The sequence below is a fragment of the Lichenicoccus sp. genome (genome assembly GCF_965276875.1).
Lineage (GTDB): Bacteria > Pseudomonadota > Alphaproteobacteria > Acetobacterales > Acetobacteraceae > Lichenicoccus.
Genome location: NZ_OZ255701.1, coordinates 1,424,043 through 1,443,350 on the forward strand (window position 1 = coordinate 1,424,043; position 19,308 = coordinate 1,443,350).

General features: G+C 67.6%; 17 protein-coding genes. 11 read left to right on the forward strand and 6 right to left on the reverse strand.

From position 1 onward, the window contains the following. The first annotated feature begins 28 nt into the window (after positions 1-28). The 8 genes from ACQY4K_RS06935 to ACQY4K_RS06970 all read left to right on the forward strand — a co-directional run bounded on the left by ACQY4K_RS06935 (position 29) and on the right by ACQY4K_RS06970 (position 10,891). Entirely contained in the window at positions 29-1,102 is a 1,074-nt protein-coding gene (locus tag ACQY4K_RS06935) for an efflux RND transporter periplasmic adaptor subunit (protein WP_428394625.1), read from the forward strand. Further along, positions 1,102-4,242, forward strand: coding sequence for an efflux RND transporter permease subunit (locus ACQY4K_RS06940; RefSeq protein ID WP_428394627.1), 3,141 nt, complete (start codon positions 1,102-1,104; stop codon positions 4,240-4,242). The genes ACQY4K_RS06935 and ACQY4K_RS06940 overlap by 1 nt, the downstream gene beginning before the upstream one ends. A gap of 15 nt (positions 4,243-4,257) precedes the next feature. Continuing rightward, on the forward strand, positions 4,258-5,196 hold the full coding sequence (locus tag ACQY4K_RS06945) for a histone deacetylase family protein (RefSeq protein ID WP_428396005.1): 939 nt from the start codon (positions 4,258-4,260) through the stop codon (positions 5,194-5,196). Positions 5,197-5,264: 68 nt separating this feature from the next. Then, positions 5,265-5,651, forward strand: a complete 387-nt coding sequence (locus tag ACQY4K_RS06950) for a hypothetical protein (RefSeq protein ID WP_428394629.1) — start codon at positions 5,265-5,267, stop codon at positions 5,649-5,651. 78 nt (positions 5,652-5,729) lie between these two features. Continuing rightward, complete coding sequence (locus ACQY4K_RS06955; protein WP_428394631.1) at positions 5,730-7,376, forward strand: electron transfer flavoprotein-ubiquinone oxidoreductase; 1,647 nt, start codon at positions 5,730-5,732, stop codon at positions 7,374-7,376. A 27-nt stretch (positions 7,377-7,403) separates the two neighbouring features. After that, a complete protein-coding gene (locus ACQY4K_RS06960) occupies positions 7,404-8,153 on the forward strand; it encodes an electron transfer flavoprotein subunit beta/FixA family protein (protein WP_428394633.1) in 750 nt (249 codons plus the stop codon). A 2-nt stretch (positions 8,154-8,155) separates the two neighbouring features. Next, on the forward strand, positions 8,156-9,094 hold the full coding sequence (locus tag ACQY4K_RS06965; RefSeq protein ID WP_428394635.1) for an FAD-binding protein: 939 nt from the start codon (positions 8,156-8,158) through the stop codon (positions 9,092-9,094). 21 nt (positions 9,095-9,115) lie between these two features. Further along, positions 9,116-10,891: a monovalent cation:proton antiporter-2 (CPA2) family protein gene (locus ACQY4K_RS06970; protein ID WP_428394637.1), complete on the forward strand. Its 1,776-nt coding sequence runs from the start codon at positions 9,116-9,118 to the stop codon at positions 10,889-10,891. Position 10,892: 1 nt separating this feature from the next. On the opposite strand, the gene ACQY4K_RS06975 is transcribed toward ACQY4K_RS06970, so the two are convergent. Next, positions 10,893-11,264, reverse strand: a complete 372-nt coding sequence (locus ACQY4K_RS06975; protein WP_428394639.1) for a DUF4440 domain-containing protein — start codon at positions 11,262-11,264, stop codon at positions 10,893-10,895. 104 nt (positions 11,265-11,368) lie between these two features. On the opposite strand from ACQY4K_RS06975, the gene ACQY4K_RS06980 reads away from it, so the two are divergent. Next, positions 11,369-12,499: an RNA ligase gene (locus tag ACQY4K_RS06980; RefSeq protein ID WP_428394641.1), complete on the forward strand. Its 1,131-nt coding sequence runs from the start codon at positions 11,369-11,371 to the stop codon at positions 12,497-12,499. Between the two features lie 48 nt (positions 12,500-12,547). On the opposite strand, the gene ACQY4K_RS06985 is transcribed toward ACQY4K_RS06980, so the two are convergent. From ACQY4K_RS06985 to ACQY4K_RS07000, 4 genes are all read right to left on the reverse strand, one after another. Beyond that, positions 12,548-13,006, reverse strand: coding sequence for an EVE domain-containing protein (locus ACQY4K_RS06985; protein WP_428394643.1), 459 nt, complete (start codon positions 13,004-13,006; stop codon positions 12,548-12,550). Continuing rightward, the gene (locus tag ACQY4K_RS06990; protein WP_428394645.1) at positions 13,003-13,365 is read right to left on the reverse strand and encodes a VOC family protein; all 363 of its coding nucleotides are present in this window, start codon (positions 13,363-13,365) and stop codon (positions 13,003-13,005) included. Before ACQY4K_RS06990 ends, ACQY4K_RS06985 begins: the two co-directional genes overlap by 4 nt. Positions 13,366-13,433: 68 nt before the next feature. Beyond that, positions 13,434-14,120, reverse strand: coding sequence for a helix-turn-helix transcriptional regulator (locus tag ACQY4K_RS06995; RefSeq protein ID WP_428394647.1), 687 nt, complete (start codon positions 14,118-14,120; stop codon positions 13,434-13,436). Positions 14,121-14,321: 201 nt separating this feature from the next. Beyond that, positions 14,322-15,194, reverse strand: a complete 873-nt coding sequence (locus ACQY4K_RS07000; protein WP_428394649.1) for a LysR family transcriptional regulator — start codon at positions 15,192-15,194, stop codon at positions 14,322-14,324. An 88-nt stretch (positions 15,195-15,282) separates the two neighbouring features. Here ACQY4K_RS07000 and ACQY4K_RS07005 point away from each other — a divergent pair, with 88 nt between their 5' ends. Next, a complete protein-coding gene (locus tag ACQY4K_RS07005; protein ID WP_428394651.1) occupies positions 15,283-16,236 on the forward strand; it encodes an NAD-dependent epimerase/dehydratase family protein in 954 nt (317 codons plus the stop codon). Positions 16,237-16,318: 82 nt separating this feature from the next. Further along, a complete protein-coding gene (locus tag ACQY4K_RS07010) occupies positions 16,319-18,019 on the forward strand; it encodes a DUF4214 domain-containing protein (RefSeq protein ID WP_428394652.1) in 1,701 nt (566 codons plus the stop codon). Here ACQY4K_RS07010 and purD read toward each other — a convergent pair. Further along, the gene (gene purD / locus ACQY4K_RS07015; protein WP_428394654.1) at positions 18,012-19,307 is read right to left on the reverse strand and encodes a phosphoribosylamine--glycine ligase; all 1,296 of its coding nucleotides are present in this window, start codon (positions 19,305-19,307) and stop codon (positions 18,012-18,014) included. The two genes, ACQY4K_RS07010 and purD, sit on opposite strands and share 8 nt — an antisense overlap. Between the last annotated feature and the right edge of the window lies 1 nt (position 19,308).

The window sequence follows — 19,308 nt, forward strand, 5'->3', positions numbered from 1 at the left end:
GCGGGCCTCGACCATGAAACAGCCTTGCTTGCGCCTGTTGCTGGGCGCCGTGCTGCTGGGGGCGCCCGTTGCCGCGGGGGCGGCCGCACCTTCCGTCCCGGTGCGTGTCGGCACCGTGGTGCGCGAGGATCTGCCGATCAGCATCGGCGGCCTCGGTACGGTGCAGGCCTGGCGGTCGGTCACCGCGCGGGCGCAAGTCAACGGCTACCTGACGGAACTGGATTTCCACGAGGGCCAGGAGGTGCATCGCGGCGACCTGCTGGCGGTGGTCGACCCACGCCCCTATGCCGCCCTGCTCGCCCAGGCCGAAGCCAAGAAGGCCGGCGACGCGGCGACACTCGCCAATTATCAAGTCAATTACCGGCGTGACTCGACCTTGGCGCACGACCAGTACGCGAGCCGCCAGCAGGCCGACAATGACATGGCGCTGGTGCGTCAGTTCCAGGCCAACGTGCTGGGTGACGAGGCGGCGGTGATGCAGGCCAAGCTCAACCTCGCCTTCTGCCGGATCACCGCCCCGATCGACGGGGTCGTGGGCTTTAGGCTGATCGATGTCGGCAACCTGATCCAGAACGCGGCGCAGACGGCGATTGTCACCATCCAGCAGGTGCATCCCATCGCGGTGGTGTTCACGCTGGCCGAGCAGGATCTGCCGCGCGTGCAGGAGGCGCGCGCGAGGGGCACCCTGCCCGCGGCGGCCTACAGCTCGGACGAGGAGACGCTGCTCGGTCGCGGCACGCTGGTGACGCCGAACAACACGATCGACAGCACGACCGGAACGATCTCGCTCAAGGCGGTGTTCGCCAACCGCCAAGACCTGCTCTGGCCGGGCCAATACGTGAATGTGCGCCTGCAGTTGCGCGTGCAGAAAAACGCGGTGGTGGTGCCGCTGGAGGCGGTGCAGCACGGTCCCGACGGGCTCTATGTCTATGTGGTGCGGCCCGACCATACGGTGCACAACCGTTCGATCGAGGTTGGCTATCAGGATGCGCGGGTGGCAATGGTGACGGCCGGATTGCAGGGCGGCGAGAGCATCGTGCTCGACGGCCAGTCGCGCCTGCAGGACGGCACCCGTATCGCAGCCGAGCCCGCGCACGCCTGATGAGCATCTCGACCCCCTTCATTAAGCGCCCGATCGCGACCTCGCTGCTGATGGCGGCGCTGTTTCTGGTCGGGTTAGCGGCGTTCCCGCTGCTGCCGGTGGCCCCCTTGCCGGCGGTGGACTTTCCGACGCTGGAGGTCACCACGCAGTATCCGGGGGCCAGCCCCGATACCATGGCGTCCGCCGTGGCCGAGCCTCTGGAGACGCAGTTCAACGAGATCTCCGGTGTTTCGCAGATGACCTCGGTGAACGTGCTCGGCACCAGCACGATTACCATCCAGTTCGACCTGTCGCGCAATATCGACGCCGCAATGGGAGACGTGCTGGAGGCGATCAACGCGGCAGCCGGACAGTTGCCAAAGGACCTGCCGACGCAGCCCGAGGTGCGCAAGGTCAATCCCGCCGATCCGCCGATCATGCTGCTCTCGGTGCAGTCCGACGCGATGCCACTGACCACCGTCGACCGCTACGCCGAGAACATCCTGGTGCAGCAGCTCTCGACCGTGCGCGGCGTCGGCGAGGTGGCGATCGGCGGTCAGCAGAAGCCGGCGGTCCGGGTGCAGATCGATCCCGGCAAGCTGGCCAGCATGGGCATGACGCTGGAGGACGTGCGCACCGCTCTGGCCAACGCCACGTCGAATAGCCCGAAGGGCAGCATCGACGGCCCGAACACCTCGCTGGTGGTCATGGCCAACGACCAGATCACCACGCCGGCGGCGTACGGGCGGGTGATTGTCGGCTATCGCAACGGGGCAGCGATCCGCATCGGCGATATCGGCCATGCCGTGCGCGGACCGCAGAACCGCGAGCTGGCGGGTTGGCAGGATGCCGGCGAAGGCGTCAAGCGCGGCGTGTTGCTGATCATCTTTAAGCAGCCGAACGCCAACGTGATTGCCACCGTGGGTCGCATCAAGGCGGCGCTGCCGCGGCTGCGGGCCTCGATCCCGCCGGCGATCCATGTGGGCGCGATCGTCGACAAGACGATCATGATCCGTGCCTCGGTGCACGACGTCGAGGTGACGCTGGCGATCGCCATCGCGCTCGTGGTGATGGTGATCTTCCTGTTCCTGCGCAGTGCCTGGGCGACGATCATTCCCAGTGCGACGGTGCCGCTGGCGTTGTTCGGCACGTTTGCCGTGATGTATGCGCTCGGGTTCAGCCTGGATAATCTGTCGCTGATGGCGCTGACGGTCGCGGTCGGCTTCGTCGTCGACGACGCGATCGTCATGCTGGAGAACATCTATCGCCATGTCGAGGATGGTGTGCCGCCGCGCGAGGCGGCGCTGCGCGGGGCGGGCGAGATCGGCTTCACCATCGTCTCGATCAGCTTCTCGCTGATCGCGGTGTTCATCCCGCTGCTGCTGATGGGCGGCATCGTCGGCAGGCTGTTCCGCGAGTTTGCGCTCACGGTTTCGATCGCGGTGCTGGTCTCGGCCGCCGTCTCGCTGACGCTGACGCCGATGCTGTGCGCGCGCTTCCTGCGCCAGGCGCCGTCACACGGACGCATCTACCGTGTCGTCGAGAGCCTGTTCGAGGGGCTGCTCGGCTTCTACCGGCGTACTTTGGATGTGGCGCTCCGTTTCCGCTTGGTGACGCTGTGCACCTTCCTGTGCACCGTGGCGCTGACCGTGGCGCTGTATATGGTGATCCCGAAGGGGTTCTTTCCGATCGAGGATGCCGGGCTGATCGTCGGCACCACGCAGGCGTCCCAGGACATCTCGTTCGAGGCCATGCTCAATCGCCAGGAGCAGATCAACCGGATGGTGGCCGCGGATCCCGCCACCGAGGTGTTCGCATCCCAGATCGGCGCCGGCACCGCCGGGCAGACCGCCAATATGGGGCGGATCTATATCCACCTGAAAGACTGGGGCGAGCGGGCGCCGATCATGCAGGTGATCGCGCGGCTGTCGGCGAAGGCGGCGCGGATCCCGGGCATGAGGCTCTACATGCAGCCGGCGCAGGACATCAATGTCGGCGGCCGGGTTTCGCAGACGATGTATCAATACACTTTGCAGGACGCCGATGCGGCGGAGCTGAACCACTGGGCGCCAAAGGTGCTGGCGGCGGTCCGCACGATGAAGCAGGTGCGCGACGTCGCCACCGACCAGCAGATCGCCGGCACCACCGCCACCCTGCGCATCGACCGCGACCTCGCCGCGCGCTTCGGCATCCTGCCGGCGCAGATCGACGCGGTGCTCTACGACGCGTTTGGCCAGCGCGAGGTGGTGCAGTATTTCTCGCAGCTCGATTCGTATTTCGTCATTCTGGAAGTGCCGCCCAGGCAGGAGGGCGAGGGCGCGACGCTGGGCAAGCTGTATGTGCGCGGCAGCAACGGCCAGGCGGTGCCGCTATCGGCGCTGGTGAAGGTCGACACCGTGCCGGTGACGCCGCTGGCGGAGAACCACCAGAGCCAGTTCCCGGCAGTGACGATCTCGTTCAACCTGGCACCCGGGGTGGCGCTCGGCGATGCGGTGACGGCGATCACCAGGGTCGAGGCCCAGCTCGGCACGCCGCTGTCGCTGACCGGCTCGTTCCAGGGCACCGCACAGGCGTTCCAATCCTCGCTGGGCACCGAGCCATACCTGATCGCAGCGGCGCTGATCTGCGTCTATATCATCCTCGGCATCCTGTACGAGAGCTACATCCTGCCGCTGACCATCCTCTCGACCCTGCCCTCGGCAGGCGTCGGCGCGCTGCTGATGCTGATGCTGGCGCATACCGACCTGTCGGTGATCGCGATGATCGGGATCATCCTGCTGATCGGCATCGTCAAGAAGAACGGCATCATGATGGTCGATTTCGCGATCAACGCCGAACGCAACCAGGGCCGCACGCCGCTCGAGGCGATCCGCCAGGCCTGCCTGCTGCGCTTTCGGCCGATCCTGATGACGACGATGGCGGCGATGCTGACCGGGCTGCCGCTGATGCTGGGCAGCGGCGCCGGCTCTGAGCTGCGCCGGCCGCTCGGCTACGCCATGGTCGGCGGGCTGCTGCTCAGCCAGGTGCTGACGCTGTATACGACCCCGGTGATCTATCTCTATCTCGACCGGCTGCAGCATTGGCTGACGCCGAACAGGCGGGCGCGCATGCCGAAGCTCGCCACCAGGATCCGCGGCCGCGCCCGTCAGCAGGCGGAGTAGCAGCCGGTGCCGACCATGCTCATCAGCCACCCAGCCTGTCTTGCGCACGATACCGGTCCTGGCCACCCGGAACGTCCGGCGCGATTGCAGGGCGTGCTGGAGGCGCTGTCGCACCCCGCCTTCGCGGCCCTGTTGCGCGAGCCGGCGCCGCCCGCCACCGAGGCGCACCTGAAGCTGGCGCACCCGGAGGCGCATATCCAGCGGATCCTGGATGCGCGACCGGCGGATGGCGTGCGCATCCAGATCGATCCCGACACGCTGCTCAGCGCAGGCAGCGCGCAAGCGGCGCTGCATGCCGCCGGCGCTGCCTGTGCCGCGGTCGACGCGGTGATGAGCGGCCACGCGGACGCCGCCTTTGCCGCTGTCCGGCCGCCCGGGCATCATGCCGAGCCGGACCGCGCGATGGGCTTTTGCCTGTTCGGCAATGCCGCAATCGCGGTACTGCACGCCCGCGCGCGCTGGGGTTTGCGCCGCGTGGCCCTGGTGGATTTTGACGTGCATCACGGCAATGGCAGCCAAGCCATGCTGCAGGACGATCCCGACCTGTTCTATGCCAGCAGCCACCAGTCGCCCTGCTATCCGGGGACCGGTGCCGCGGATGAACGCGGGGTGGCGGACAATGTGGTCAACCTGCCGTTGGCGCCGGGCAGCGGCGGTGCGGCGTTCCGACGCGGCTGGAGTGGGAGCATCCTGCCGGCGCTGGATCGGTTTGCGCCGGAATTGCTGATCGTCTCGGCTGGCTTTGACGCGCATCGCGACGACCCGCTGGCCGCGCTGCAACTCGGCGTCGAGGATTTCGTCTGGCTGACCCGCGAGTTGCTGCGCATCGCCGACCGGCATTGCGGGGGGCGCATCGTCTCGGTGATGGAGGGCGGCTACGACCTGGCGGCCCTCGCCGGCTGTGTTGCGGCACATGTGCAAACGCTGATGCGTCGCGGGAGTGCCGCCGGCTGAAGCGGCGCCTGCCTCGCAGCACGATCTGGCTCGCCGTGGCCATGCTTGGCGGCTGTGCGGCGCGTCCGGTGTCCCCGCCGCGAGCGGTGCCGGAGTCGGCGCTGCCGATCCTCATGCCTGCTTCGGTGCGGGCGGCGTGCCGGGTCGCCGCCGGAGGTCGCGAGGGCTATTTCGCTTTGGATACACGGGCTTCGCGGGCGGCCCGATGCGTGTTCACCTGCCGCTTCGCCCAGTATGGCAGCGGCATATCGACCTGGGTGGGCGGCGCGAACCTGGCGGCGCGCCGGCTGGACCTACAAGCGGCCGGGATCGCGGCGCCCGCCGGGACGCTATTCCTGCGCGTCGTCAGCGCCGTTGCCACATGTCGGGTGCCAGTGACCCGGCATCGCGCGAGCAAACCGAGACATCGCAGGCGCCGGCATCGCTTGATATCGGTGCCTGCGCACGCGAGATGAGGTCGGCGCCGTGGCTTTGCCAATGCGGGGCATTCTGGCAAAAGCATTGCGGGCCAAGTGAATGGCAGGGGTGAAAGAGTGTCTGAGCGCGAGGCAATGGAGTTTGACGTCGTCGTGGTGGGCGGCGGCCCGGCGGGGCTGGCGGCGGCGATCCGCGCGAAACAACTCGACCCGGAGATCTCGGTCTGCCTGGTCGAGAAGGGCGGGGAGATCGGCGCGCACATCCTGTCAGGTGCCGTGATCGAGACGCGTGCGCTTGACGAGCTGATCCCGGACTGGCGCGAAAAGGGTGCGCCGCTCGACACGCCGGCGACCGAGGACCGGATGCTCTATCTCACCGAGACGCGCAGCATAAAGGTGCCGATGCTGGATACCGTGATGCCGCACATGGCCAATCACGGCAATTACATCGTCAGCCTCGGGAATGTCTGCCGCTGGCTCGGCGTCCAAGCCGAGGCGCTTGGCGTCGAGATCTATCCGGGCTTCGCCGCCGCCGAACTGCTGGAGGAGGATGGCCGGATCGTCGGCGTGGCCACCGGCGACATGGGCGTGACCCGCGAAGGCGAGTCGGGCCCCAACTTCGCCGCCGGCATGGAGCTGCGGGCACCCTATACGCTGTTCGCCGAGGGCTGCCGCGGCTCGCTGAGCAAGCAGGTGATGGCGCGCTTTGATCTGCGCCGTGGGGTCGATCCGCAGACCTACGGGCTTGGCATCAAGGAATTGTGGGAAATCCCCGCCTCGCAGCACCAGCCCGGTCTGGTGCAGCACACCTTTGGCTGGCCGCTGGATCGCGCCACTTATGGCGGCTCATGGATGTATCATTTCGGCGAGAACCTGGTCAGCTACGGCTTCGTGGTCGGGCTGGATTACGCCAACACCTGGCTGTCGCCGTTCGATGAGATGCAGCGGCTGAAGACCCACAAGGCGATCGCGCGTCATCTGCAGGGTGGCAAGCGGCTCTCCTATGGCGCCCGCGCGCTCTCCGAGGGTGGCCTGCAATCGGTGCCTAAGCTGACATTTCCGGGTGGCGCGCTGCTCGGCGACGCGGCGGGCTTCCTGAATGTGCCGAAGATCAAGGGCACCCACGCGGCGATGAAGTCCGGGATGCTGGCGGCCGAGGCGGTCGTCGACGCGCTGCAAGGCGGCCGGCCCGCGGAGCCCGCGAGCTTCACCCGGCGTGTGCGCCAGTCCTGGTTGTGGTCGGAGCTGCGGGACGTGCGCAACGTGCGGCCGGCGTTCGCCAAATATGGCCTGTATGGCGGGGCTCTCTATTCGGGAATCGATGCGATGATCCTGCGCGGCCGCGCGCCCTGGACCTTCCGCAACCGCCATGCCGACCACGAAATCCTGCACGACCGCAGCCATTCCGAGCCGATCGCCTATCCCAAGCCCGACGGCAAGCTGACCTTCGACAAGCTCTCCTCGGTGTTCCTGTCAAACACCAACCATGAGGAGGACCAGCCGGTGCATCTACGGCTGCGCGACAAGGAGCGCTGGCTGGCGGTCAACTGGGAGCAGTATCGCTCGCCGGAGAGCCGCTACTGCCCGGCGGGGGTGTATGAGGCGGTGGGTATCGACGGTCTCGACGGCACGCCGCCGCGCCTGCAGATCAACGCGCAGAACTGCGTGCACTGCAAGACCTGCGACATCAAGGACCCCACCCAGAACATCGACTGGGCGGCGCCGGAAGGCGGGGGCGGCCCGAACTACCCCGGCGGAATGTAATACACAGCAAGGAAGCGATACTCTCCCATGAAGCTGCTCGTGCCCGTCAAGCGCGTCGTCGACTATAACGTGAAGGTCCGGGTCAAATCGGACGGTTCCGGCGTCGAGACCGCAGGGGTGAAGATGTCGATGAACCCGTTCGATGAGATCGCGGTCGAGGAAGCCGTACGCCTCAAGGAAAAGGGTGCCGCGAGCGAGATCGTCGCGGTGTCGATCGGGGTGGCGCAATGCCAGGAAACGCTGCGCACGGCACTGGCGATGGGCGCTGACCGCGCCATCCTGGTGCAGACCGATACCAATGTTGAGCCGCTGGCGGTCGCCAAGATCCTCAAGGTGCTGGTGGAACGCGAGCAGCCCGGCATGGTGATCATGGGCAAGCAGGCAATCGACGACGACATGAACGCCACCGGCCAGATGCTGGCCGGCCTGCTCGGCTGGGCGCAGGGCACGTTCGCCAGCAAGGTGGCGATCGAGGGCGAGACCGCGACCGTGACGCGCGAGGTGGATGGCGGGCTGGAGACGGTGGCCCTCAATTTGCCGGCGATCGTCACCACCGACCTGCGCCTGAACGAGCCGCGCTATGCATCGCTGCCCAACATCATGAAGGCGCGCAAAAAGTCGCTGGAAACGATCACGCCGGCCGATCTCGGCATCGATGCAAGCCCCCGCCTGACCACGCTCAAGGTCGCCGAGCCGCCCGTCCGCAAGGCCGGCATCAAGGTCGGTTCCGTGGCCGAACTCGTCGACAAACTCCGCACTGAGGCAAAGGTGATCTGACCATGACCGCGCTCGTTCTCCTCGACCATGAGGCAGGCCAGATCAAGCAGGCCTCCCGCTCTGCCATCGCCGCCGCAGTCGCACTCGGCGACGTGCATGTGCTCGTCGCCGGCGCCGATACGGGTGCTGCCGTCGAGGCCGCCTCGAAGATCGCTGGCGTGGCGCAGGTGCTGCGCTGCGAATCGCCGGTCTTTGAGAAAACCCTTGCCGAACCGCTGGCAGCCCTGCTGGCCGGGCTCGCTGGCGACTACGACCACCTCCTCGCCGGCGCCACCGCCATCGGCAAGAACGTGATGCCGCGCCTCGCCGCCCTGCTCGACGTGCAGCCGATCAGCGACATCATCGAGGTCGTGGACGCCGACACCTTCATCCGTCCGATCTATGCCGGCAACGCACTGGCAACGGTGAAATCGTCGGACGCGAAGAAGGTGCTGACCGTGCGGGCCGCGAATTTCGACGCGGCGGCAGCCGAGGGCGGCACCGCCACCGTCCGCGACGTCTCCGCCACCGACAGCCCGTCCATCTCGCGATTCGTTTCGGCGGAACTCTCCAAGAGCGAGCGGCCGGAGCTTGCCTCGGCGCGTGTCGTCGTCTCCGGCGGGCGCGGCATGCAGAACGGCGAGAACTTCAAGCTGATCGATCCGATCGCCGACAGCCTGGGTGCGGCGGTGGGTGCGTCGCGCGCCGCGGTCGATGCCGGCTTCGTGCCGAACGACTTCCAGGTCGGTCAGACCGGCAAGATCGTCGCTCCCGATTTGTATATGGCGATCGGCATTTCCGGCGCGATCCAGCATCTCGCCGGCATGAAGGACAGCAAGGTGATCGTCGCCATCAACAAGGACGAGGAGGCGCCGATCTTCCAGGTTGCCGATTACGGCCTGGTCGCGGATCTGTTCAAGGCACTGCCGGAACTCGCCGAGGCGCTGCGCACGCCTGCCTAGTCTTCAGGCGGGGTAGAGGCCATGCTTGGGACCTTGGTGGCGCTGCTGATCGCGAGCGTCGTCATGGTCCCGATCTCGCGCCGACTTGGTTTCGGCGCGGTGCTCGGCAACCTGGTCGGCGGAGCGGTGATCGGGCCGCTCGGACTTGGCCTGGTGCACGGGGTCGGCCAGATCGCCAACGTCTCCGAACTCGGCGTCGTCATGCTGCTGTTCCTGATCGGGCTGGAACTGCGGCCGGAACGACTCTGGGTGATGCGTCGGGCGGTGTTCGGTCTGGGCACGGCGCAGGTATTGTTGACCGGTATGGCGCTGGCGATCCTGATCCATCTGGCGGTCGGGAGCAGTCGACTTGGCTGGGCCGGGGCCATCGTCTTCGGTCTGGGTCTCGCACTGTCCTCGACCGCGATCGTGCTGCCGATGCTCGGCGAACGCAGCCTGCTCAGCGCGCGCGCCGGTCGCGACGCTTTTGCCGTGCTGCTGTTTCAGGACGTAGCGTTCATCCCGATGGTTGCCCTGGTGCCGCTGCTGGCAATGGGGGTCGCCACGGTGACGCACCATGTCCCGTGGCAGAGCGTGCTTGTCGGCGCCTGCGCCATCGCTGGCATCCTGCTGGGCGGACGGTTTCTGGTGCCGCGGCTGTTCCGGCTGATCGGCGGCGCACGCTCTTCTGATATCTTCACCGCGACCGCGCTGCTGACGGTGCTCGGCACCGCCTGGATCGCCTCGCTCGCCGGCCTGTCGATGTCGCTCGGCGCCTTTCTCGCCGGCGTGCTGCTGTCCGGCTCGGAATATCGGCACGAACTGCAGGCCGATATCGAGCCGTTCGAGGGCGTGCTGCTCGGCTTCTTCTTCCTCTCGGTCGGCATGTCGGCGCATCTGGACCTGCTGGCCGTCGCCCCCGGCATGATCGCGCTCTGCGTGGTGTGCCTGCTGCTGGTCAAGGCCGGGGTGGCGTTCGGTCTGGCGCGCGGGGTCGGCCAGAGCGCGCGTGACGCGATCCGTTTTGCCCTCGCTTTGCCGCAGGGCAGCGAATTCAGCTTCGTGCTGTTCGCTGCCGCAATTGCCGCCGGCGTGCTGCCCCGCGCCCAGGCCGAAGTGGCAACCCTGGTGATCGCTTTGTCGATGGCGGCGACACCGATCCTGTTCGCGGCGTCGGAACGCCTCGTCATCCCGGCACTCGGCCGTGCGCCGAGACGCGAGGATGACCGCATCGCCTTTGCCGACGCACCGGTGATCATCTGCGGCTTCGGGCGCATGGGGCAGATCGTCGGTCGCGTGCTGCGGACGCAGGGTATCGCGTTCACCGCGCTGGAGCAGGATGCCGACCAGATCGAGACCATCCGGCGCTTCGGCAACAAGGTCTATTATGGCAATCCCGCACGACCCGATTTGTTGCGCGCGGCAGGGGCGGACACCGCGAAACTGCTTGTGGTGGCCCTTGCCGACCCGGAGGAAAGTCTGCGCGTGATCGAGATGGTGCGCCGGAACTTTCCCAGGCTGCGTATCCTCGCTCGCGCCCGCAACCGCCGCCATGCGCATCTGCTGATGCGAATCGGGGTGAGCGAGTTCGTACGCGAGACCTTCCATTCCAGCCTGGTGATGACCGAGTTGGCGCTGGTAAGCCTGGGGCGTGAGCCGGCCGACGCGCGCCGGGTGGTCGAGAACTTCCGCGCCTTGGACACCAGATCACTGGCCGAGAGCGCCACCTTCTACGATGACGAGAAACGGCTCATCCAGAGTGCGAGGCAGGTCAGCGAGGAGCTGACAGGCCTGTTCCAGGCCGACCGGCCAGGGTAATTCACTCCGACGACATGTGTGACATCAGCGGCGGTGTCTGCTGGTGCTGGATGACCCGCCACACTTCGTGCGACAGCCTACGATAGGTGGTCGTGCAATGCGCCTCATAAGGGGTCATCCCCTCGCGCTCCGCGCGTGCCTTGTAGGCGATCACGATCAGCCCTTCCTGCGGACGCGAAACCCGGCGCTCGGTCAGCGCCACCTTCGACCAGCGCGGCGTACTCGCCACCGCATCCGCGGCTTGCCCGCCACTCATCACAAAGGGCGGCTCCGGCAGCACCATCAGGCATTCCTCGTCGATGGTGGCGCGGTAGTTCTCGGCGTCCCCGGTCCACAGCCCGTCCTCGGAGCCCCAGATGCGCTCGTCATCCATGATCGATGTCCCATACGGTGATGACACTACATCGTCCGGCTGGCGGCATCGTTGGCATGCGATCGCGCAACCTCACGCCGTCTTGTGCTAGCACTCGTCCTTGCATGAGTGAACCGATCCATCCGGCGCGCCAGATCCCGTTCGCCACCCTCATGGCAGGCCTGGAACGCGCCCGCGCGCTGGGCTTGGTCTATCGGCGGCTGAATGCGGCGGCCGGGCTGCAGCTTTTCATCTATACGACGCGCTGCGTCTACGAGGATGCCTGGGACGATTTCACGGTCGTCGCCCGCGGCCTGATCGTCGACGCAAAACAGGGTCGGATCGCGGCCATGCCGTTCCCAAAATTCTTCAATGTCGGCGAGCGGCGCGGCGAGGTCCCGGATTTGCCGTTCGAGGCCTTCGAGAAGCTCGACGGTAGCCTCGTCATCGTCTTTTACCATGCCGGGCGCTGGCTTGCCGCGACCAAGGGTGCGTTCGATTCGGAACAGGCGCTCTGGGCCCAGGGCCGCCTCGATGCCGTGGATCTCTCGCCTCTGACACCCGGCACGACCTATTTGTTCGAGGCGGTGTATCCCGAGAACCGGATCGTCATCCGCTATGCCGAGCCTGCCCTGGTCATGCTGGCGGCCTATGACGACGAGGGACGCGAACTGACCCACGACGCGGTGCTGGCCACGGCCGCTTCACTCGGATGGCGCGCCGCCCGGCGCCAGGCATTCGCCAGCATGAGCGCGATGGCGAGCCACGCCGCGATGCTTGGGTGCCACGACGAAGGCTTCGTCATCCGCTTCAGCAACGGCCTGCGGCTGAAGCTCAAGGGGGCGGAATATCGTCGCATCCATGCCCTGATTTCACGCTGCACGCCTTTGGCGATGTGGGAAGCGATGGCGGCGGGCGATGATATGGACGCTATCCGTCGTGACCTGCCGGAGGAGTTCTGGACCGATTTCGACGATATCGTCCGATTGCTGCAAGCCCGCATCGCCGCCATCGAAACCAGGGTGGCGGAGGTCGCAGCCTCGATGGCGCATCTGTCCGACAAGGAACTGGGGTTGTCGCTCAACACCCTGCCCGCTGACGCACGGCCCTATCTGTTCGGCTTGCGCAAATCAGGCGCCATCACCGGCAAGGCCCGCGACGCCCTGATGCGCTCGATCCGCCCGACCGGCAACGCGCTCGCGGGGTATGTGCCATCCTATGCCATGGGAAGGGTGCTGGACGCCGCCGGTCCATAGGTGTGGCGACGGACAATAAGTGTTACACGCACGTGTGGCTGGATAAACTCAAACAACGCCAAGACCGCTGGATGTGGAAAGTAGACCTTCAGCCGCTTGCATCGTGACCAGAATGACGCGGAAATCCTCCGGTGGAATGGCCATCAGGCCGAACCGGAGACCATATGCCCAGTTCCGTCGCCCAGCCGCGAAGCTCAGTCTGTCTAAAACGGACGTGGCCAGGACTTCTCCTGCCGTGTGCCACCGGACGTTCCGACGCCAGGGCCGCAAGCCTTCCCCTGTGTCGAAGGGGTAGGGCTCGGCGGCTTTCACAAGACCGGCAGCCGTAAAAGCCCGGTAAGGGACCTTGCTGCCAAGGATGACGGTCGGAGAGTAGTAGACGACTCCATCGCCGGCCCGCAGGCGCCGGAGCGGGGCTGCCTTTCCGTGGCAGACTTGCATGAAGCCGCCCTGCCGCCCGCGCCGGACATGCTCGGCGCAAGCGACGGCGATCCAGGCGCCCTTCACCGGCCGGCCGGGGCGAAGATTCGCAGCCGATGGCCGTCCGGGTCCAGGGCCACGAAGCTTCGGCCGAAATCCAGTTCGGTCGGCAGCTGGGCGATGGGGAGGCCTCGGCCGGCCCAATCGGCATGGACGGCGTCCACATCGTCCGCGATGAAGGCCAGTTCGCCCCCGCCTCCGGCTGCTGCCGCGACTGGCTCCACTGTGTGCCGCGACCAGAGGCCAATACCGGTTCCGGACGGCAGTTTGAACATGGCAAAGGTCGGCGACACCTCAACGGGAGGCTGCCCCAGCAGGTCTGCGTAGAAGGCGGCTCTTGCCGTGGGATTATCGACGTAGAGGATAACGAGGCTGAGGTCCGGCATGTGAGCCACTCCGATGCTGCGGTCCGTCCAGCATCGGCGGAAAGCGTGTCAGAAACCGTCAGCAGCGGTCAGCCGGGGCCGTCGATTCCCTCCGACATGCGCCACTCGGCCAGGAGGAGGCGGCGGCGCTTAGGGAGACGCTGATCCAGCAGCCCGGCTTCCACCACGCGGTCGAGCCGGAAATGGCGGAAGCCCTCACGCAGTTCACACCAGGCGGCCAGCACCTCGACGTCCGCGAAAAAGCCCAGCGCGACGGGCCAAACGCGGCGTTCCGTCGCAGCCCCAGCCTTGTCGGCGTAGCGCAGCCACAGCTTCCGCTCTGTCCGTAGGGCAAGCCGGATAGAATCGAGGTGCGGCGAGGAACGAGCCTTTGCAGGTCCTGCGAGCAGGCCGCTGGACAGGTCGGCATCCTCCATCTCCGGCGGCAACACGGCGAGGATCTTCGTCAGGGCATCGTCAGCTGCCCATTCCAGCGCGGCGTCAGCCCGCCTGGCGACCATCCTCAGCCCCAGGATGACGGCGTCTACCTCGTCTTCCCCGAGCATCAGTGGCGGCAGGAGAAAGCCTGGTCGGAGCACATAGCCAAAGCCTGCTTCTCCCTCGATGCGTGCGCCCTGCGCGACCAGGGTCGCGACGTCGCGATATACCGTGCGCAGCGACACCCCCAGTTCCTCGGCCAGCAGGGCGGCCGGAACGGCGCGACGCCGGCGGCGAAGTGCCTGAATCAGGTCAAGGAGGCGGGCTGCTCGGGACACAATGATTTCTCAGATGACGCAGACAGGACGTCAATTGGAAGCAGCGGCAGTGCGCCGCCCGCCGACTATTGCGCGTCCAGCTGGCTCACCAAGTATCAGCAATGACCTTTTGCGTGTGTCTCACACAGCGTGCGCCCTGTCTCAATGATTATGCGTCGGCGGCCGTCGTTCGTCTCAAATCAGCGCCGCTCCACATAGGCTTCAGAGCGCGGCCAACCCGTCCGCCAGCGCGTCGAACACGACGCGGCAGCGGGCACTGGTGGCGAGGTCCTCGTGCATGACGATCCAGAGGCCGAGCGACGGTGCGAACGCCTCCTCCAGCACGCGCACGAGGTCGCGGGCCACCGCGATCTGGCAGACGCCGATGCCAAAGCCGGCGCGGATTGCGGCCAGTTGCGCGACGTCGCTATCGGTGCGGAGCGCGAACTCCGCGCGCGCCACCTCGGGGAAGCGGTCTGCGAAGGCACGCAGCGCCGGCGTCTCGCGGTCAAAGCCGATCAGGTCGTGCTCGCGCAGCGCCTCCATCGAGGCCGGCACCCCGCGACGCGCGAGGTAGGCACTGGTTGCGTGCAGCCCGAGCGCCACCGGCGGCAGCTTGCGGGCGAGCAGCGCCTGCTGCGTCGGCGCCACCATGCGCACGGCGATATCGGCGTCGCGGCGCAACAGATCATCCAGCGCGTTGGACAGCACCAACTCCAGCACCAGTCCGGGATGCCGCTCGCGTAGCCGCGCCAGGATCGGCGGCAGGTGCTCGACGCCCACCACCTCGCTGGCGCTGATCCGCACGCAGCCGCGCACCGCGTCGCGCCGCCCGCTCGCGGTGCGCATCAACGCCGCGGCAGTAGCGGCAAGCGTCTCGGCGTAAGGGAGCAGCTCGATCGCCGTCTCGGTCGGCGCCAGGCCACGCGGCGAGCGCAGGAACAAATCCGCCCCGATTGCCTGCTCCAGCGCCTCGATATGTCGGGCGACGGTCGGCTGGGTCAGTCCGAGCTGGCGCGCGGCGGCGGATAGCGAGCCGTCCCACATGACTGCCAGGAAGGTGCGGTGCAGGTCCCAACTCGGCAACGCGTTCATCTATTTCCGTCTATCACCCCCACATGATTCCACAATTCCTTTGTATCCCGTGTGTGGCCATCCTGAACGCCTGGATACGGGAGAACCCATGATGAACCATGCCATACTTGTCCTCGGCCACGGGCCGGTCGGGCGCCTGGTCGCGGGAGCCCTGGCGGCGCGTGGCGAGGCGGTTTGCGTCGCTCAGCGCAGCCGGCCAGCGGTCCTCGCGCCGGGCATCCGCTTTGTGCCCTGCGATACCCTTGATGAAGCTGCCGTTCGCAGTGCCGCGGCCGGCGCCGCCCAGGTCGTGCTGGCGATTGGCTTTCCTTATGATTCGCGGGTGTGGCGCACCGCCTGGCCGCGCGCCATGCGCAACGTAATCGGCGCCTGCGAGGCGGCCGGGGCGCGGCTCGTGTTCATCGACAATCTCTACCAGCTCGGACCGCAACACGGCGTGCGCAACGAGGACACACCGCTGAGCGACGCCGGCGAGAAGCCCGCGATCCTGTCGCAGGTCGCGCGCATCTGGATGGCGGCGTCGGACCGGGTGCAGGTCGCGGCCTTACGTTGTCCGGATTTCTACGGACCCGGGGTCACGGCATCGCATATCGGCGCTACCGGCTTTGGCCGGATCGCGCGGGGCAAGGCCGCATTCCTGCTGGCACCACCCGATACGCCGCACGACTTCGCCTACGTCCCCGATATCGCTCGCGCCGCTCTGACCTTGCTCGACGCACCAGACGACGCGTTCGGGCAGGTCTGGAACATGCCCTGCGCGAGGGTCCGCACGCCGCGCCAGATCCTCAGGCTCGGCGCCGATGCGATCGGCCGCCGCCTGCGGATCAACGCCGTGCCGCTGCGGCTGCTGCCGCTCTTGGGACGGTTCTCGCGGACGCTGCACGAGGTCGCGGATGTCGGCTTCACCTGGGACCGTGCCTACCATGTCGATGCCGGCAAGTTTTGCGCCCGCTTCTGGTCAGACGTGACCCCGTTCGAGATCGGCGCGCCGGCGAGTGCCCGTTGGTTCGTCGATGCGGCCGTTCGCCGGATTGGCAATTGACTTCGCGCGCCAGTGTGGCTTGTAGAAGTTGGCGGCCCGACCGGTCGGCGCCTCACCTCTCCCCGCAAGAAGGAGCTCGTCCATGCCCTCCAACGCCACACCGCCGGCCGCCGCACTGCCCACCTACAGCGCACTCTACGCATTCGGCGACAGCCTGTCGGATGCCGGCAACCTCTCCATCGTCACCGCCGTTGCCGGCCGCGAGCCGGTGTCGCCGCCCTATCACCAGGAGCAGTACGGCTCGATCTCCGGCAACGTCTTCAGCAACGGGCCGACCTGGGTGCAGGACCTCTCGGTCGCGCTCGGGCTCGGCACGCTGTCGCCCAGTCTCGCCACCGGCAACGACTTCGCCTATGGCGGCGCCGAGACCGGACCCACGCCGCAGAACGCCTCCAACCCGGGGATCGAGGCGATCTCGCTGCCGGCACAGCTCACCCAGTTCCAGGCCAAGGTGCCGAGCCCCTCGGCAAACGCGCTCTATACGGTCTCGATCGGCGCCAACGACCTGCTCGCCATCCTCTCCAGCAGCGGCCTGAGTGCCGCGCAACAGACCACCGACGTCACCGACGCGGTCAGCAACGAGATCGGCTTCATCAAGAGCCTCGTTACCAACGGCGCGAAGTCGATGCTGGTGCTCAACGTTCCCGACCTCGGCAAGACCCCGGACGTGATGCAGGGCCAAGCCAATGGCAGCGGCGTTGCGTCCGCGGCATTCGACGCCGAGGCGACGCAGCTTACCGCCGAATACAACACGCAACTGGCCAGCCAGCTCACCACCGTCACCGGCCTGTCCGCCAAGATCGTCGACGGGTTTACGCTCGTCGACAATGCGGTCGCAGGTCCCGTCGCCTACGGTCTCTCCAACGTCACCACGCCGGTCTGGAGCGGCAACTTCACCTCCGCCAGCAGTGGCACCCTGGCCGCGACCGGCACCGGGGCGCAGAACCAATATCTGTTCTGGGACCATCTGCACCCGACCGAGGCCGGCCACCAGGCGATCGCCAGCCTCGCCCAGCAGCAGCTCGGCGACGACAATGCGGCGCTGATCAGCCGGTTCTACACCAACATCCTGCAGCGCGCGCCGGATGCGACCGGCCTCGCGAGCTGGCAGGGGGCGGTGAGCGGCGGCACGCTGACCTTGCAGCAGGTCAACGACGCCTTCGCCACCTCGGCCGAGGCAACCAGCAACGTCAAGCCGATCGTCGAGCTCTACGCCGCATTGGGGCGGGCGCCCGATGTCAACGGACTGCATCGCTGGGTGCATACAATCGAAACCGGCACCACAATCACCACCGTCGCCGGCGACTTCCTCGCTTCGCCCGAAGGACAAGGCGTCTACGGCGCGCCCGGCACCAGCGCGGCCGCCAACACCCAGTTCGTCGACACCGAATATCAGAAAGTCCTCGGCCGCACCCCGGATTCCGCGGGCGCGCAGAACTGGATCTCGGCCTTGAACGCGGGCGTGCTCAGCCCGGCGCAGGAACTGGTCGCCTTCATCGGCTCCGTCGAGGCGCAAGCCCGCAACACCACGCCGATCACCAACTTCCTGCTCGCCGCCGGCAACGGCACGGCACCCTATGGCAGCGCCCCGTTCCCGGCCGCGAGTGCCAGCGTCCTGGCCGATTTCACCGCCCCGGCCGGCATCTCAGCGGCGCCCGCGATTGTCCCCGCGGCGACACCCGCGAGCCTCGGCGGCGCCGCCCTGGCCACCGATCACGTGGCGACGCCCGCGCTTGCGATCCCGCAGCTGCATGCTCAGGTGGGGCACGCTTTGTTCACCTGACCGCGGCCTCCTCCAGGCGCGCCAGGGCGTGCACGCCGATGTCGCGACGCCAGACCGCATCCACCCAGTCGATGCGCGCGATCGCGGCATAGGCGGCATCGCGGGCGTCGGCGAGGCTGGATGCGGTGGCGCAGACGCTCAGCACCCGGCCGCCGGCGCCGCGCAGCGTGCCATCCGGATCGCGCGACGTTGCCGCCTGGAACACCCGCACCCCTGCGATCCGCTCCGCCTCGTCGAGACCGGCGATGACACCGCCAGTCGTGGGCGTGCCCGGATAGCCGCGCCCGGCCAGCACCACCGCGATCGCGGCGTCGTCGGAGAAGCGCAGACCGCTCTCCAAGAGCCGGCCGTCGCATAGGGCCGCGAGGGCCGCGAGCAGATCGGAGCGTAGCCGCGCCAGCAGCGCCTGCGCCTCGGGGTCGCCGAAGCGGACGTTGAACTCGATCAGCTTCGGCCCCTGCGCGGTCAACATCAGGCCCGCGAACAACACGCCACGGAACGGCGTGCCACGACGCACCAGCTCGGCCAGCGCCGGACGCACCAGCAGGTCCAGGGCGTGCTCCTGGGCGCCGCGATCGAAGCCCGGCGGTGGCGAGACAGCACCCATGCCGCCGGTATTGGCGCCGGTATCGCCTTCGCCGATCCGCTTATGGTCCTGCGCGGCACCGATCAGCAGCGCCTGGGCGCCGTCGCAGAAGGCGAACAGCGAGACCTCCTCGCCCTCAAGGCACTCCTCGATCACCAGCGCGTCGCCCGCCTCCCCCAGGCTGCGGCTCTCCATCATCGCCGCAATCGCGGCCTCCGCCTCGGCCAGGCTGCGCGCCACCACCACGCCCTTGCCGGCGGCGAGGCCATCCGCCTTGAGCACCTGGGGTACGCCGCGGCGGCCGACGAAGGCGCGTGCGGCGGCAGGGTCGGTGAAGCGCTCCCAACGCGCCGTGGGGATGCCGGCCGCGTCGCAGACCCCCTTGGTGAAGCTCTTGCTGCCCTCCAGCTCTGCCGCCGCGCGCGAGGGACCGGCGCAGGCCAGCCCGGCTTCGGCGCACGCGTCGGCGAGGCCCGCGATCAGCGGCGCCTCCGGACCCGGCACCACCAGCGCGAGCCGCTCGGCCTGGGCAAAGGCGACCAGGCCTGCCACGTCGTCCGCCGCGATCGCGACATTGCGCCCGAGTGCCGCGGTGCCCGGATTGCCGGGGGCGATGAACAGCTCATCGAGCAGCGGCGAGCGGCACAATGCGGCCGCCAGCGCATGCTCGCGCGCCCCGGACCCGACCAGCAACACACGCATC

Excerpts from the sequence above, each read along its gene's own strand:
- ACQY4K_RS06975 (WP_428394639.1), bottom strand. The coding sequence starts at position 11,264 with ATGGATGACGAGCGCATCTGGGGCTCCGAGGACGGGCTGTGGACCGGG.
- ACQY4K_RS06940 (WP_428394627.1), top strand. The coding sequence starts at position 1,102 with ATGAGCATCTCGACCCCCTTCATTAAGCGCCCGATCGCGACCTCGCTG.
- purD (WP_428394654.1), bottom strand. The coding sequence starts at position 19,307 with ATGCGTGTGTTGCTGGTCGGGTCCGGGGCGCGCGAGCATGCGCTGGCG.
- ACQY4K_RS06965 (WP_428394635.1), top strand. The coding sequence starts at position 8,156 with ATGACCGCGCTCGTTCTCCTCGACCATGAGGCAGGCCAGATCAAGCAG.
- ACQY4K_RS06945 (WP_428396005.1), top strand. The coding sequence starts at position 4,258 with ATGCTCATCAGCCACCCAGCCTGTCTTGCGCACGATACCGGTCCTGGC.
- ACQY4K_RS06970 (WP_428394637.1), top strand. The coding sequence starts at position 9,116 with ATGCTTGGGACCTTGGTGGCGCTGCTGATCGCGAGCGTCGTCATGGTC.
- ACQY4K_RS06980 (WP_428394641.1), top strand. The coding sequence starts at position 11,369 with ATGAGTGAACCGATCCATCCGGCGCGCCAGATCCCGTTCGCCACCCTC.
- ACQY4K_RS06990 (WP_428394645.1), bottom strand. The coding sequence starts at position 13,365 with ATGCCGGACCTCAGCCTCGTTATCCTCTACGTCGATAATCCCACGGCA.
- ACQY4K_RS07005 (WP_428394651.1), top strand. The coding sequence starts at position 15,283 with ATGATGAACCATGCCATACTTGTCCTCGGCCACGGGCCGGTCGGGCGC.
- ACQY4K_RS07010 (WP_428394652.1), top strand. The coding sequence starts at position 16,319 with ATGCCCTCCAACGCCACACCGCCGGCCGCCGCACTGCCCACCTACAGC.
- ACQY4K_RS07000 (WP_428394649.1), bottom strand. The coding sequence starts at position 15,194 with ATGAACGCGTTGCCGAGTTGGGACCTGCACCGCACCTTCCTGGCAGTC.
- ACQY4K_RS06960 (WP_428394633.1), top strand. The coding sequence starts at position 7,404 with ATGAAGCTGCTCGTGCCCGTCAAGCGCGTCGTCGACTATAACGTGAAG.